12 protein-coding genes are annotated in these 15,208 nt (G+C 38.1%); all 12 read right to left on the reverse strand.

Annotated features, from left to right (window positions below; genetic code table 11):
• Positions 1-76 precede the first annotated feature (76 nt).
• Positions 77-1,528, reverse strand: a complete 1,452-nt coding sequence (gene gatB / locus DCE79_RS16375) for an Asp-tRNA(Asn)/Glu-tRNA(Gln) amidotransferase subunit GatB (RefSeq protein ID WP_108714036.1) — start codon at positions 1,526-1,528, stop codon at positions 77-79.
• Between the two features lies 1 nt (position 1,529).
• Positions 1,530-2,993, reverse strand: coding sequence for an Asp-tRNA(Asn)/Glu-tRNA(Gln) amidotransferase subunit GatA (gatA, locus tag DCE79_RS16380; protein WP_108714037.1), 1,464 nt, complete (start codon positions 2,991-2,993; stop codon positions 1,530-1,532).
• Positions 2,994-3,017: 24 nt separating this feature from the next.
• Entirely contained in the window at positions 3,018-3,308 is a 291-nt protein-coding gene (gatC, locus tag DCE79_RS16385) for an Asp-tRNA(Asn)/Glu-tRNA(Gln) amidotransferase subunit GatC (RefSeq protein WP_108714038.1), read from the reverse strand.
• 196 nt (positions 3,309-3,504) lie between these two features.
• Complete coding sequence (locus DCE79_RS16390) at positions 3,505-4,680, reverse strand: CamS family sex pheromone protein (RefSeq protein WP_108714039.1); 1,176 nt, start codon at positions 4,678-4,680, stop codon at positions 3,505-3,507.
• Positions 4,681-4,698: 18 nt separating this feature from the next.
• A complete protein-coding gene (ligA, locus tag DCE79_RS16395; RefSeq protein WP_108714040.1) occupies positions 4,699-6,696 on the reverse strand; it encodes an NAD-dependent DNA ligase LigA in 1,998 nt (665 codons plus the stop codon).
• 13 nt (positions 6,697-6,709) lie between these two features.
• Positions 6,710-8,971 (reverse strand): DNA helicase PcrA, encoded by a 2,262-nt coding sequence (gene pcrA / locus DCE79_RS16400; protein WP_108714041.1) that lies wholly within the window; start codon positions 8,969-8,971, stop codon positions 6,710-6,712.
• 47 nt (positions 8,972-9,018) lie between these two features.
• Positions 9,019-9,711 carry a heptaprenylglyceryl phosphate synthase gene (locus tag DCE79_RS16405; RefSeq protein WP_108714042.1) on the reverse strand — a complete coding sequence of 231 codons (693 nt, stop codon included), beginning with the start codon at positions 9,709-9,711 and terminating at the stop codon, positions 9,019-9,021.
• Between the two features lie 159 nt (positions 9,712-9,870).
• Complete coding sequence (locus DCE79_RS16410) at positions 9,871-10,185, reverse strand: YerC/YecD family TrpR-related protein (RefSeq protein WP_108714523.1); 315 nt, start codon at positions 10,183-10,185, stop codon at positions 9,871-9,873.
• A 19-nt stretch (positions 10,186-10,204) separates the two neighbouring features.
• Positions 10,205-11,260 carry a DUF3048 domain-containing protein gene (locus DCE79_RS16415; RefSeq protein ID WP_108714043.1) on the reverse strand — a complete coding sequence of 352 codons (1,056 nt, stop codon included), beginning with the start codon at positions 11,258-11,260 and terminating at the stop codon, positions 10,205-10,207.
• A 26-nt stretch (positions 11,261-11,286) separates the two neighbouring features.
• Positions 11,287-13,017 carry an adenine deaminase C-terminal domain-containing protein gene (locus DCE79_RS16420; RefSeq protein ID WP_108714044.1) on the reverse strand — a complete coding sequence of 577 codons (1,731 nt, stop codon included), beginning with the start codon at positions 13,015-13,017 and terminating at the stop codon, positions 11,287-11,289.
• Positions 13,018-13,284: 267 nt separating this feature from the next.
• The gene (locus DCE79_RS16425; protein WP_108714524.1) at positions 13,285-13,905 is read right to left on the reverse strand and encodes an exosporium glycoprotein BclB-related protein; all 621 of its coding nucleotides are present in this window, start codon (positions 13,903-13,905) and stop codon (positions 13,285-13,287) included.
• Positions 13,906-14,078: 173 nt separating this feature from the next.
• The gene (locus tag DCE79_RS16430) at positions 14,079-15,035 is read right to left on the reverse strand and encodes a hypothetical protein (protein WP_108714045.1); all 957 of its coding nucleotides are present in this window, start codon (positions 15,033-15,035) and stop codon (positions 14,079-14,081) included.
• Between the last annotated feature and the right edge of the window lie 173 nt (positions 15,036-15,208).

Genomic DNA, 15,208 nt, shown 5'->3' on the forward strand with positions numbered 1-15,208 from the left:
CCAAAAATTTCTAATCCAAAACAAAAGCGACAGCCTATAAAATAGACTGCCGCTCTCTATCATCTTATAAGAAAAATTAACGTTTATTAATTTCTTCCATAAGAATTTTATTTGTTAATTGTGGATTTGCTTGTCCTTTAGAAGCCTTCATAATTTGGCCTAAAAGTGCTTTAATCGCACGTTCGTTGCCGCCTAAGAAGTCAGCTACAGATTTTGCATTCGTATCTGCATCTAATACACCGTTTACGAAACCACGGATTACTTCCGGATCAGAAATTTGGACTAAGCCTTTTTCTTTCACGATTTTCGCAGCTTCACCGCCGTTAACAACTAACTCAGTGAATACTTTTTTCGCAATTTTAGAAGAAATTGTACCGTCAGAAATTAACTTGATCATACCAGCTAAGTTTTCTGGTGTTAATGTTGTATCTTTTAAATCCTTTTGCTCTGCGTTTAAGTATGCAGAAATGTCACCCATTAACCAGTTTGCAGCTAACTTCGCATCTGCACCAGCTGTAACTGTTGCATCAAAGAAATCAGAGATGTCTTTGTTGTTTACAAGTATTAAAGCATCATAAGGAGTTAAGCCTAACTCAGACTCGTAACGTGCTTTACGAGCGTCTGGTAATTCAGGAATTGACTGACGAATACGTTCAACCCACTCATCAGAAATAGAAAGACGTACTAAGTCTGGCTCAGGGAAGTAACGGTAATCATCCGTACCTTCTTTAACACGCATAAGAATTGTTTTACCTGTTTTTTCATCAAAACGACGCGTTTCTTGCTCGATTTCGCCACCAGCCATTAACACTTCTGCTTGGCGAACTTCTTCGTGCTCTAAACCACGACGTACAAAGTTGAATGAGTTCAAGTTTTTAAGCTCTGCTTTTGTACCAAATTCTTCTTGACCGTATGGACGAATAGAAATGTTGGCATCACAACGAAGTGATCCCTCTTCCATACGTACATCCGATACACCTGAATATTGAATAATTGATTTTACTTTTTCAAGGTAAGCATACGCTTCATCCGGTGTGCGGATATCTGGCTCAGAAACGATTTCAACAAGTGGTGTACCTTGACGGTTTAAATCAACTAAAGAATAGCCATCTGCGTGTGTTAATTTACCCGCATCTTCTTCCATGTGAAGACGAGTAATACCGATTTTCTTTTTGTAGCCTGGTGTTTCACCTTTTGCCGGAATTTCAATTTCAACCCAGCCATGTTTACCAATTGGCTTATCGAATTGTGAAATTTGGTAAGCTTTCGGATTATCCGGATAGAAGTAGTTTTTACGGTCGAACTTTGTTTCTTGTTCGATTTCCATATTTAATGCAAGTGCTGCACGCATTGCATAGTTAACAACCTCTTTATTTAATACTGGTAAAACACCTGGGTAACCAAGGTCAATTACTGATGTATTTGTGTTTGGCTCTGCACCGAAGTGGTTAGGAGAAGCCGAGAAAATTTTTGATTTTGTTTTTAATTCAACGTGAATTTCTAAACCAATGACTGTTTCAAAGTTCATCTTATTTTACCTCCCATAATGCTGGAGTTTGTGTGTTGAAATCTGTTTGTTGCTCGTAAGCGTAAGCAACACGGTAAATTGTTTCTTCATCGAAGTGTTTACCGATAATTTGTAAGCCTAGTGGTAACCCGTTTTCAAAACCACATGGAATTGAGATGGCTGGTACACCTGCTAAGTTGATAGGAATTGTTAAAATATCGTTTGCGTACATTGTCATTGGATCTTCAATGTTTGCACCAATTGCGAATGCTGGTGTTGGCGCTGTAGGTCCAACGATTACGTCATAGTTTTCGAATACTTTGTCATAATCAGCTTTGATTAATGTACGTGCTTGTTGCGCTTTTTTGTAGTACGCATCATACGTACCTGCTGATAATGAGTAAGTACCAAGCATGATACGACGTTTAACTTCATCACCGAAACCTTCAGCACGAGATTGTTTGTAAAGCTCTAATAAGTTTTTCGCGTTGTCTGTACGGTAACCGTAGCGAATACCATCGAAACGAGAAAGGTTAGAAGAAGCTTCTGAAGATGAAAGAATGTAGTAAGCTGCTAATGCGTATTTAGAGTGTGGAAGAGATACTTCTTCAACTGTCGCACCTTGCGCTTTTAATACTTCTAATGCTTCAAGTACAGACTTTTTAGCGGCTTCACCAACGCCCTCACCTAAAAACTCTTTAGGTACAGCGACGCGAAGACCTTTAATGTCGCCATTAAGTGCTGCCGCGTAGTTTGGTACAGGCATATCTGCAGAAGTAGAATCCATTTCATCTACGCCCGAGATGGCTTCAAGTAATAATGCGTTATCTGTTACATTACGTGTAATTGGTCCAATTTGGTCTAGAGAAGATGCGAATGCAACTAAACCAAAACGAGATACACGGCCGTATGTAGGTTTCATCCCTACAACACCACAGTAAGCTGCTGGTTGACGGATTGAACCACCTGTATCAGAACCTAGTGAGAATGGTACTTCACCAGCTGCTACTGCTGCTGCAGATGCACCTGAAGAACCACCTGGTACGTGGTTAAGGTTCCATGGATTTTTTGTTGTTTTATACGCTGAGTTTTCGTTTGAAGAACCCATTGCAAATTCATCCATGTTTAATTTACCGATTGTTACCATACCCGCATCACGAAGTTTTTTCACAATTGTTGCATCGTAAATTGGCATGAAGCCTTCTAAGATTTTAGAAGCACAAGTTGTTTCTAAACCTTCAGTTACGATATTATCTTTAACCCCAATCGGCATACCGAATAGTGGGCCGCGCTCCTCGAAAGGAACTTGATCTAGCTCTGCTGCACGAGCAGTTGCTTGTTCTTTATTTAAAGCTAAGAAAGCTTGTACATCGCCTTCTAGCTTTTCAACGCGTGCAAATGCTTCACTTGTTAAGTCAGCGATTGTAAGTTCGCCGTTTTTTAAGCTCTCTTGTAATTGTGCTGATGTGCGCTCAAATACTGTCATGCGTTTTGTTCCTCCTAATACTTATTATTCCATGATTGATGGTACTTTAATTTGACCAGCTTCTTGTTCTTTTACGTTTAACATTACTTTTTCACGAGGTAAGCCTTCTTTTGCTACGTCTTCGCGAAGAACGTTTACTAAAGGTAATACATGTGAAGTCGGTTCAACATTTGTTGTATCTAATTCATTTAACTGCTCTGCGAAATCAGTGATTTTACCTAGTTGGTCAGCAAACTTTTCTGCCTCTTCTTCTGTAATAGCAAGGCGAGCTAAGTGTGCTACATGCTTAACTTCTTCTTTTGTTAATTTTGCCATTTTCTACACCTCCAAAATCGAATAAACCATGCCCATTATCATACCATTTTTCCTTATAAAAATCATAACTTTGCTTAAATTTATAGCAATCTGCACAAAGCACCTAATGAATTCCACCAAATTAACGTATTAAATTATGAAAGTGCTTGATACGTAAAAATACCATGCCAATTTTTAGCATGGTATTTAACATTACTTATTCGTAAATATGAACGAATGGCTCATCTTCATTTGGTTTTTTAACGATTAACACTTCTGGTCCGTTGACCGACGTAATGCTTACCGTAATAGTTAAATCAAGGGGCAGATGGGTTAACATAAGACCCGTTATATACTGCGTAAAGCCTGTGATTTCAGCTGTTCCATAAAATTGAATTGGAATTTCAATATCAAGCTTTTGAATTTTTTTGTTTTGATAGAAGCCAGTAGCAAATACGCTCGTGAAGTTTGAAAAATATTTATCTACATCTTGTTGGAAGTTCATGAAGTCTGTATTCATTTCACGGTAACTGTCATCCGGTGAACTCATCGGGAACTTCACATATTTTTCACTAATCTCATCCCAATCATCGATAGCTGTCGTATTCTTATCTACAAAATTGTAGGCCATATACGTTCCTGGAACAATCGAATTACGTTCTTCTTGTTTAAATAACGCGATAACGATTGGTACCTCTGCTAATTCCGAACGTGCACGCAAACGATTTACGACTTCTTGTGCAATTTTTTTACCTTCTGCTTCAAGCTTGTCTTCTGATACCTTTTGCTCATAAAATTCCCCGTACTGCTCTTTTTGATAATAATAGACGGAGTTTAAAGCAAGCCCAATTGATACACCCGCTAGTTTCACTTTATTGTCGTCTGTTTTTGTTAAATAGTTTTGCTCAATGATATGTGATAAATAAACAGGCGCTTCAGTCGCCTTCACTGCAGGGTCCATTTCTTCGCCCGTTTTTTCATCGATACTTGAAGGATTTAACCCTTGGTACTCAGGTCCTTTATCTTCCGTTTGGTTAGGTCGTGCTAACCAATATTTCAATGTCTCTTCATCTAAATATTGGCCTTCTTGGAAATAGTATTTTCCCGTATCAAAATGATTTTGAGAAATACGCATTAAGCCCGTTTCCGCTTCTTTCATATCGTATTTCGTAAAAATATTGGACACGACTAAGCCACGACTTGCACTTTCTTTATAAGGAATAAGCGTTTTATAATAATTGTCGCTAATCTGCATGTTTGGAATAATTGTTGTTTCCACTTTTTCTGCCGATTCAGATTCCTGCGTTAACTCTGTATCTGGTATCATACTTGGTGTACACGCTGATAGCATTAATGCAGCAATCATCGCTGGTATCCAACGGTATTGTTTCATGAGAACAAGTCCCCTTTACTATAGTAATTGTTCGATTAGGCGAAGTTCATCCCAAATTTCAATTCCTAAACTTTGTGCTTTTTCAAGCTTCGAGCCGGCATCTTCTCCTACGATAACGAGGTCTGTTTTTTTACTGACACTTCCCGCTACCGTACCACCTAACTGTTCTATTTTGACCTTTGCTTCGCTACGTGTCAATTGTTGAAGTTTTCCTGTAAGGACAATCGTTTTTCCAGCAAACGGATTCGCACCAACTTCAACTACCACTTTTTTCCCTTTATAGGTCATATTAATACCGAAATCTTTTAGACGTTGTATGAGAATTTGACTTTTTTCATTCGCAAAATATGCGACGATGGACTCTGCCATTTTGTCTCCAATTTCATGAATTTCTTTTAGCTGCTCTTCCGTTGCTAACATGAATGCATCCATGGTTTCAAAATGCTCCGCTAAAATTTTTGCAGCTTTTTCACCAACGTGACGAATGCCTAATCCGAATAATAAGCGCTCTAAGGAATTGTCTTTTGATTTTTCTAGTGCTTCAACTAAATTAGTCGCCGATTTTTCTCCCATTCGCTCTAAATTAACAAGCATTTCTACAGTTAATTCATAAAGATTAGAAACATCTTGAATGTAGTTTTCGCGTAAAAGTTGCTCTACCACTTTTTCACCTAAACCATCAATATTCATCGCATTACGAGATACAAAGTGCTTCACACCTTCTGCAATTTGTGCTGGGCAAAGAGGATTGACACATCTCAGAGCAACATCACTTTCAATACGGACAACCTCTTCGTTACAAGCTGGACAATGCGTTGGCATTTGATAAGGTACTGCATCGTCTGGGCGTTGTTCTAGTAACACACCGACGATTTGTGGGATGACATCTCCTGCTTTACGAACAATGACCGTATCGTTTAATCGAATATCCTTTTCACGAATTAAATCTTCGTTATGAAGCGATGCGCGGCTTACAGTAGACCCCGCAACGAGCACCGGTGTTAAAATGGCAGTTGGCGTAATGACACCTGTTCGACCGACTGTTAATTCAATGTCGATGAGCTTCGTTACCACTTCTTCTGCTGGGAACTTATAGGCAATTGACCATCGAGGTGATTTTGCAGTAAAACCAAGTTCATCTTGATGAGCATAGCGGTTTACTTTAATGACGATACCGTCAATTTCATAAGCTAAATTTGGTCTTGCTTCTGTCCACTTCTCTATAAACGCTAAAACGTCCTCAATTGTTTCACAATACTCACGTTCTTTATTTGATGGAAAGCCTAGCTGTTCTAAATATGCAAGCATTTCCCAATGACCATCGATACCGTACGATTCACCGTCGCCGCCAATTGCATAAATAAATGTCGATAGATTACGACTCGCTGCAATTTTAGGATCTAATTGACGAAGGGACCCTGCCGCTGCATTACGCGGGTTTGCAAAAAGTTCTTCCCCTTTTTCAGCACGACGTTCATTTAATTTATTAAATGATTTTTTCGGCATATACGCTTCGCCGCGTACTTCAATTGTTAGTGGTTCTTTTAAACGAAGTGGAATGGCACGAATCGTTTTTAAGTTCATCGTAATATCTTCACCAATCTTACCGTCCCCACGCGTTGCACCTTGTATGAAGACACCATTTTCATACTTTAAAGAAATGGCCAATCCATCAATTTTCAACTCACAAACATAAGCATAGTCATCACCAATAGCTTGGTTGATTTTGCGGTCAAAATCGCGTAACTCTTCTTCATTGAAGGCATTTGAAAGACTTAGCATCGCCGTTTCATGCGTTACTTTTTGGAAGCCTTCTAACACCGCACCACCGACACGCTGCGTTGGAGAATCCGGATAAATAAACGCAGGATTCTCTTCTTCTAATGCGATTAATTCGTGTAATAATTGGTCATACACACTATCTTCTACTACCGGTTTATCCTGCACATAATAGGCATAACCATACTCATGGAGAAGCTTGTTTAACTCTGCAATTCTTTGTTCGATTTCATTCATAATCGTACTCCTCCTAAGCTTTCGTAATCGGCGCAAATTTCGCTAGTAATCGTTTAATACCTGTTGGTGCTGGGAATGCAATATCAAGTTCCATATTGTCGCCTTCCCCTTTTACGCTAACAACCATCCCAATACCCCACTTGCCATGTGATGCTTTGTCGCCTATTTTCCAAGAGAACTGATTGCCACCTGTTGCTTCCAAACGAGAAATTTGTGATGCTGGTGCACTTACTTCACCTAAAGAACGTTTTTTCGGCATACGATCATAGCGATTTGACGTAAATGGTAACGATTCATTTCGGTATGAATTTGAGATTGCTTTTGATACTTGCTCAAGCACATCCTCATCGATTTCACGTAAAAAGCGTGATGGCGCATTATAGCCTGTACGACCGAAAATCGTACGTGAGCCGGCACATGTTAAGTACAGACGTTGCTCTGCTCGCGTTGCCCCAACATACATTAAGCGACGTTCTTCTGCCATTTCCTCTTCACTTTCAAGTGAACGCGAGTGTGGGAATAAATTTTCCTCTAAACCTAAAATGAATACAACTGGGAACTCTAACCCTTTTGCGGAGTGCATCGTCATTAAAATAATTGTGCCTTTTGCCTTTTCTTCTTCATCTAAAGAATCAATATCAGCTACAAGTGCTAAGTCGGTTAAGAACGCGACAAGTGACTGGTCCTCACTACGGGCTTCAAATGCTTGTGTAACCGTTAAAAACTCTTCAATATTTTCTAAACGGCTTTCGGCTTCAATTGATTTTTCTGCTTTTAGCATTTGACGGTAGCCTGATTTTTCAAGTACTTCTTCTACAATTTCTGTAACTGAAAGCGCATCTTTACGCTCACTTAATGAACGAATCATCGTATAAAAACGTTCTGCAGAAGCAGCTGCTTTGCCTGTTAAGCCCATGAATACTAATTCGCTCATTGCATCGAAAATCGAACGATCCTGCTCAATTGCGTAAGCAAGCATTTTATCAAACGATGTCGCACCAATTGCCCGTTTCGGCTCATTAATAATACGTGCTAATGATAAGTCATCGTCATTATTTGAAATTAAACGTAAATACGCGAGTAAGTCCTTAATTTCTTTACGATCATAGAACTTTGTACCACCAACGATTTGGTAGTTCATATTCGATTTAACAAGTACATCCTCCATCACACGAGATTGGGCATTTGTACGATAAAGAATCGCAAAATCATCAAGTTTATAATCTTCCTCTTTCATTAACTTTTGAATCGTACGCACAACATATTGCGCTTCATCTTGCTCATTGCCTGCTTTATAAAGCTGAATTTTTTCGCCTTCAGCATTGTCAGTTCGTAGTACCTTTTTGTAGCGATTTTTATTATTTTCAATGACGCTATTTGCTGCTTGTAAAATACGTTTTGTCGAACGATAGTTTTGCTCAAGCATGATCACTTTGGCATCTTTATAATCTTTTTCAAATGATAAAATATTCGTAATATCCGCGCCGCGCCAGCGATAAATCGACTGATCTGAATCCCCTACAACACAAATATTACGGAACTTTTTCGCCAACATTTGTACTAATATATACTGGGTTTTGTTCGTATCTTGGTATTCATCCACATGAATGTATTGGAACTTATTTTGATAAAATTCTAATACATCTGGTGCTTCCTCAAACAGACGAATTGTTAGCATAATTAGGTCATCAAAGTCTAAACTTTGGTTTTGCTTTAAGCGCTTTTGATAGCCGTTATATACTTGTGCGACAATCTTTTCAAATGGATTGTGCGGGTTCATACTTGCTTCAAATTCCTTCACAGTAATACATTCATTTTTTGCTGAACTAATTGTATTTAAAATCGCACGTGGATCATATTTTTTCGGGTCAATATTGTCTTGCTTTAAAATATTTTTAACAACCGTTAACTGGTCTGAGCTATCTAAAATCGAAAAACTTTTTGAGAATCCGATACGATCGATATTACGACGTAAAATACGGACACACATCGAGTGAAATGTTGATACCCACATGCTTTCTGTTGTGCCATTTCCTAAAATACCGTCAATACGCTCGCGCATTTCACGTGCTGCCTTGTTTGTAAAGGTAATCGCCAAAATTTTTGATGGATATACTTGACGTTCTACGACCAAATACGCAATACGGTGCGTTAATACACGCGTTTTTCCTGAGCCAGCACCTGCCATAATCAATAGCGGGCCTTCTGTTGTTTTCACTGCTTCTGCTTGCTGGGGGTTCATACCTACTAGTAAATTTTTTGCTATGTGCTCCATTTTTGCACCTTCCTATCTAAAGAGAACGTTTGTTCTTAAATTATAGACTATTTATCTATATTTTTCACTGCATTTACTGTTTTTAATGCCGCTTTTAAGTCGTCATAAATAATGTTACCGACAATTACCGTATCCGCATATGTCGCCATTTCTTTTGCTTGCTCTACAGACGTAATGCCACCACCGTAAAATAGCTTCGTATGATCTAAAACTTCTGCAGTTGCTTTTACCATTTCTACATCCCCATACGTGCCGCTATATTCTAAATAAAAGATAGGCAGTTTGAAGTAATTTTCAGCCATACGCGCGTACGCAACGACATCCTCCTCTGAAAGGTCCGTTTTTGCACTTGTCACCTGGGCCACTTTGCAATCTGGATTCAATATACAATACCCTTCTGCAACAAGTTCTTCCCAAATTAAAATATCCCCGTATTCTTTAATCGCTTCATGATGCAGATCCTTCACCCATTTTGTATCCGTACTATTTAACACAGAAGGGATAAAGTAGTAATCATAGCCTGGTGTGACACTTTCTAAATTTGAAATTTCAAGCGCGATTGGCACTGAAAAACGTCTCACACGTACTAATAAATCTAACACACCATCAAGAGTCACATCATCCGTACCGCCAACTAAAATAACGTCGGTACCTGATTCACAAATTTGCTCTAATGCTTCTTCTGAAATTTCCTTTGCAGGGTCTAGCTTAAATACATGGCGCCAGTTTAAATAATCCATACTCATTTCCACCTATTCATCTATTTTAATTTTTTCTTTGTATTTTAAGTTACTCTTTCATCAGTATAACGAAATTCGTTAAAATATTAAAAGACTGAGCGAATGAATTTGCCCAGTCTTTTATATATGGCTCTTTGTTTAGTTGAACGGTGAGCGTTATTACTTTGATGTGAATGGCTTTTCTTCTGGATAGAGACGTCCTAACATCTCATCGTACGTATCATTCCCATAATCAAAGCAACGGCGAACGCGCGAAATAGTTGCTGTTGAAGCACCTGTTTCTTTTTTAATTGTTTCATACGTTTTCTTTAAACGTAGTAAATGCGCAACTTCAAAACGCTGTGCTAATGACTGAATTTCACTGATTGTGCATAAATCATCAAAAAATTTATAGCATTCCTCAATATCTTTTAATTCTAGGACTGCTTTAAATAATTGCTCTGTTTGATGACCGCGAATCTTTTCAATTTGCATATAGCTCACCATTTCCTCTCTATTCTAAATATGTAACAGACGATGCTAATCCTGGTGATGTCGGAACAAAATGAATCCATGTTTTTCCTGGTACTAACTTCACTTCTGATCCATCTTCTTCCACAGCTATTAACAACCCATCTGCATTCTTCCATTTGACTTCACGCATCGTTCCCGCTTGGAAAACATATGCATTTCCGCCACCTGTAATCGTAATATCACGTCGACCTTCACTATCAATTATACGGTGTGGCATTTCAAAAAATAAAATATTGGCTAATTCGATTGGCTGCTTCGTTACATAATCCTCTGTTTGTACATTTGCTGAAAATCTAGTATAGCGATTCGTTTGTGCATCGTAAACATAGTGACTATTGTATGAACCACTATTACTATACGTGATCGCTACTTCATTAGCTTGTATCCCTATTTTAACACTATCTGCGTCATCATAAAATGGGTACGACACTTTTTTCTGATAAAGTAATGAAGTTCCCACTTTTTCTGCACCCGCTAGCACATTTTCACCTGTCGTATACGAATTATGTGGGGCTTTTCGCTCTGAAGAACGCTTGAAATACGTGCCATCATATTGCATACCGTTCATATGATCCACAACTTTTTTATCAAGCATCGATTTTGCTTCTGGGCTATAGCCATGCGCGATGTAAAATGCATCTAATCCTTTTGCAATATCGATAAAATAATCTCGTGCACTACGGATTGGTCCAATCGTTTCTGGTAGCTCAGATTGGTACAAGGCCAAAAACCTTGTCACGTCACCTTCTGCAAGCATTTCATATACAACATCTGCCCCTGCAAGTCCTGATTGTGGACGAGCTTGTGGATGGTTATTAATCGTAACTAAAACAGGGCGCATCGTCACCTCTTCTGCTATATGCTCTCCTGTAAATGGTGCAACAAACGGTAATTCCCCTGCTTCTGCTACGATGATATTTTCTTCCCCTTGTCCTTCCTCCACATCAACAACTGGTTCTTCTACTTGTTCCTTATCCGAGCAACCTGCAACGATGGCTGCACTTAAAATCGCTGAAATAAATAGCTTTCGTTTCATCAAGATGTCTCCCCTTTGTTTTTGGACTACCGCATTACAGCTGGTAACATTACTGTGTTTTTCATAACGTCAAAGATACCTCTTGTCGTAATACGAATATATGGTAAATGTGTAGATTGTAAAAATAATAATGTATAAATCGCATCCGTATGATGATAACCACGTTCTTTCAAGGCAGCCTTTAACGCCACTTCAAGTGGGATTAACTCATCTACCGTACCATCATAAAGTGATCCTGCTATTGTTAATGGAATCGATGAAACGACTTGCCCATCTTCTACAAGTATAATTCCGCCATTCATTTTCTTTAGTTCTTCAAAAGCATGCTTCATATCCTTCATCGTTTTCCCAATTAAAATAATGTCGCCTGTATTCGAATACGAAGAAGCAAAGCCTTTTACTTTTGATGAAAAACCTTTAATCATCGTATTAATACGCCATTTTCCGTTACGATCAACAAGCATTAAGTAGCTTTCATCGTTATCAGTTAATAACACATTATTATGCCCAAAATTTTTCACGCTATATGGTTTTGTAATCACGTCATTAACCATTTCAATTCCGATTGGCATAGAAAATTGGAAATCGGATTCATATAAGTCATAGTCAATATTTAATTGGCCAAACACCGAAAAATCAACAGCTGGTAGTGCCTTTTGGTCTTCATTGTTCCGCTTTAACCAAACGCCTTTTGATAATACTGCTTCAGGTGTTGGTGAATATTCGTCTGTTAAAATATTAATATTTGCATAACGTCCAGTCGCAATTAGTCCATGTAAATTCGTCATATTGTAATAACGTGCTACGTTGTATGACGCCATATTATAAGCATCAATTGGACTCACACCTGATTCTAGTGCCGCTCGAATACATTTATCTATAACCCCGTCTTCATGGAAACTTGGTGTTGAACCATCTGTTGTCATCATAAGGTGATCAAAAATTGGATAGCCCTTATCTACGACATCTTTTAACAGCTGTGGTAAATCTGGACGAATCGAAGAATAGCGTAGTGTTACTGCATAGCCATGCAATAAACGCATTTCAATATCTTCAATTGTCATCGATTCATGGTCTCCATCTGCACCGAAAAGACGCATCTTCGTTAATGTTTTTTCAGAGGCACCAGGTAAATGTGCTTCTATTTTCTTTCCTTTATGTTTTGCCGCTTGAATCCAGTACAACATTTGATCATCACCGCGCATTAATCTCGGCCAGCCTGTTAATTCGCCACCGAGCAAAACGTCTTGGCGATCTAACCATTCCAGAACAGATGCATTTGAATAGAGTTCTCCTTCATTTTCAAGTTCTGTTTGCGAATCGAAGCGTGCCCACCAATAGAACGAGAATGGTAACTCACTTAACTCATCTAGGAAAGTAAACGCTTTCTTATTTTCAAATAATGAAACAAACGTCATATTATCTGAGATAAACGTCGTCGTACCCGATTGTGCGCTAAACTCGGCAAAACTGTGGGGATTATACAACTGAAATGGATGCACATGCGGCTCGATATAACCTGGGACAACTGTTTTTCCGACAAGGTCCACTACTTCAGTTCCTTCTATATTAAGAGGCATTTCTTTTCCAGCATACACGATCCGTTCACCTGAGATCCAAATGTTCCCTGTCACCCATTGTTTCAATATACTGTGTAAGTATTTTGCATTTTGTAGCACCATATCAGGAGCTGCATGTCCATCAATTATACTTACTTGCTCACGAATATTATTAATCTTCCATTTAATTTCTGGCATTTTAAAAAACCGCTCCCTTCAAATTGAATTGTATGATTTATCATATTCACACAATTTTTATTAAATTTATATAATATCAGATATTTCCGAACATATTTTCATCGTAACATAGCACTTTAATAAAGCAAAGTATTAAAGGAAAAAATTACAAAAAGACTACTCTGCAAATTTGCCCTGCAGAATAGCCTTTCATCACCAAATTGTTATACATGTAGTAAACATAAAAAATGGTAAAGAAAAATTCCGTTACCACTTTGATTTTAAGATTTAAGAAATTGTAATACCTGCAGTTGCAGAACCTGTAAGCGTTAAAGCTGCTGCTGTTCCTGCAACAGAGAATACCATGAGTAAACGATCGCCAGCTAACACTGGGACGTTTGCACTTGTCGTGCCTTGATAAGTCGTACCTGCCACTACAGTGCCTGTAACGGTTGGTGTTAAATTTACAAATGCATTTGTTGGAGTAAATACACTACTTCCAGCAGGAGCACGGTAAATTCGGGCAGTGATTGTAGCTGTACTACCAGCAGGTGCTAATGTTACCTCAGTTGTTTCTGTAAATGTTGCCGAAATTGCTGTGATAGTTCCTGCGCGTGGAACATTGAAAGCTTCTGTTGTTACAGCTGGTAAAGCTGGTAAAGTGATTGTACCATCTGCAGCAGGTGTAATACCAGGTACAGCTGTACCAAAACCGATGGCAGTTACAGTGGCAATGGCGCCAGTAGCACCTGTTGTAAGCGTGACTACTGAAGTACCTGAAGAAAATGGAATAATGGAACCCGTATTAATAGGAGGACATACAGAATTACCTGCTCTAAATGGACCTAATGAAAAACATGGATTCCCACAGCGCACATGACCAGAACAACCACTGCATCCTCTATTCATACAATTACACATACTTTTTCACCTCCCTTCTTTCGTATTCTATTCACTTAAAAATAGAATTGAAGGGCAATCAACTCGTATAAAAATAAAATCACCCTCATTGTCAGGATGATTTTAGAAGAATATATATAAAGTTATACGGGTGATTAATAATCTAGGTAATAGACTATTTATCATTTACGGAAAAAGTTGAAAAATAAGGAATTCTTCTGTTTTTTGCTTTCGGCATCTTCAATCTCTGTGTTTATCTTTTCTATGGGCATCACAGCAGGTTGACTTTGAGTTTGCACTTCTATTGCAGAATCATGGTAACTTGCTTCCTGCACATTAGACTCATCAAGGCTTTGATTTTGAGGTTCAATAGGATTAAGGGAAGGGGTATTTACATTTCCGGGTGCACGATCAATAGTAGGAGATATAATTCCTTTTTCAGAGTTATTTGTTGAGATATCTTGATTTTCATCAGTATTTTTAAAGCGAAGAGGCGTTTTTCCTAACACATTTTTATATAAACCATTGTATATATGCTTTGGATGTGTATTTATGGATTGAAAATAGCGATCTTTATTAGTTCCTTTATATTCAGTATGTTCAATAGGATCTAAGTTTTCTATGTTTTTTTGTGGTTGAAAAACTTGCCTAGTTAAATTTCGCAACTGCATATACGATGGCTGATTAGAGACTGTAGACGCTTGATTATTAACAAGTATTTCGTCATTAACGCGTGGCAATTTACTGTTAGATTTATTGGCCTGGATCTCTTCGCGTATAGCAGAAATATTTTTCCCTGCAATTTCTACACTTTTATTAATAGCTAATTTATTTGATATCGACAAAATCTCTTGATTCATATCCTCGACGGTTTTATTAAGTGCGGCTATTTGAAGAGAAAATTGTTTCATTTGTTCCTCATATACTTCATTTTGTGTATTTTGTTTTTCATCCATCGTATGGGTTAGACCTTCTATATAGGATATTTGCGATTTCAATACATCAAATTCATTCTGCATAATCAGATAATCTTCCAAAGAAGTCCCCATTTTTAAGGTCATTAATGTATCTCTATATGCCGAAATTTTGTTTTTTAACTTTTCGATTTCTTGAAGCGTATTAGATGTAGAATCTTCCATTACAATTCACTCCTTTCAGTCACATCCTTATTTTATTGAAGATGGCTGCTTTCTGTTACACCCCGCGATTAGTGGCAATATTCATTCATAAATCCGCTAGAATCGGCCTCCAACTATCATTTTTCTTATGTTGACTAAGTTGTACAAATCCCTCAACAAAACTATCTCTTAGC

Origin of the sequence: Lysinibacillus sp. 2017 (assembly GCF_003073375.1) — a bacterium.
Taxonomy (GTDB): Bacteria; Bacillota; Bacilli; order Bacillales_A; family Planococcaceae; genus Solibacillus.

What these genes read in the sequence shown, in the direction of transcription:
- gatB (WP_108714036.1), bottom strand. Translation starts at nt 1,528, where the DNA reads ATGAACTTTGAAACAGTCATTGGTTTAGAAATTCACGTTGAATTAAAA.
- gatA (WP_108714037.1), bottom strand. Translation starts at nt 2,993, where the DNA reads ATGACAGTATTTGAGCGCACATCAGCACAATTACAAGAGAGCTTAAAA.
- gatC (WP_108714038.1), bottom strand. Translation starts at nt 3,308, where the DNA reads ATGGCAAAATTAACAAAAGAAGAAGTTAAGCATGTAGCACACTTAGCT.
- DCE79_RS16390 (WP_108714039.1), bottom strand. Translation starts at nt 4,680, where the DNA reads ATGAAACAATACCGTTGGATACCAGCGATGATTGCTGCATTAATGCTA.
- ligA (WP_108714040.1), bottom strand. Translation starts at nt 6,696, where the DNA reads ATGAATGAAATCGAACAAAGAATTGCAGAGTTAAACAAGCTTCTCCAT.
- pcrA (WP_108714041.1), bottom strand. Translation starts at nt 8,971, where the DNA reads ATGGAGCACATAGCAAAAAATTTACTAGTAGGTATGAACCCCCAGCAA.
- DCE79_RS16405 (WP_108714042.1), bottom strand. Translation starts at nt 9,711, where the DNA reads ATGGATTATTTAAACTGGCGCCATGTATTTAAGCTAGACCCTGCAAAG.
- DCE79_RS16410 (WP_108714523.1), bottom strand. Translation starts at nt 10,185, where the DNA reads ATGCAAATTGAAAAGATTCGCGGTCATCAAACAGAGCAATTATTTAAA.
- DCE79_RS16415 (WP_108714043.1), bottom strand. Translation starts at nt 11,260, where the DNA reads ATGAAACGAAAGCTATTTATTTCAGCGATTTTAAGTGCAGCCATCGTT.
- DCE79_RS16420 (WP_108714044.1), bottom strand. Translation starts at nt 13,017, where the DNA reads ATGCCAGAAATTAAATGGAAGATTAATAATATTCGTGAGCAAGTAAGT.
- DCE79_RS16425 (WP_108714524.1), bottom strand. Translation starts at nt 13,905, where the DNA reads ATGAATAGAGGATGCAGTGGTTGTTCTGGTCATGTGCGCTGTGGGAAT.
- DCE79_RS16430 (WP_108714045.1), bottom strand. Translation starts at nt 15,035, where the DNA reads ATGGAAGATTCTACATCTAATACGCTTCAAGAAATCGAAAAGTTAAAA.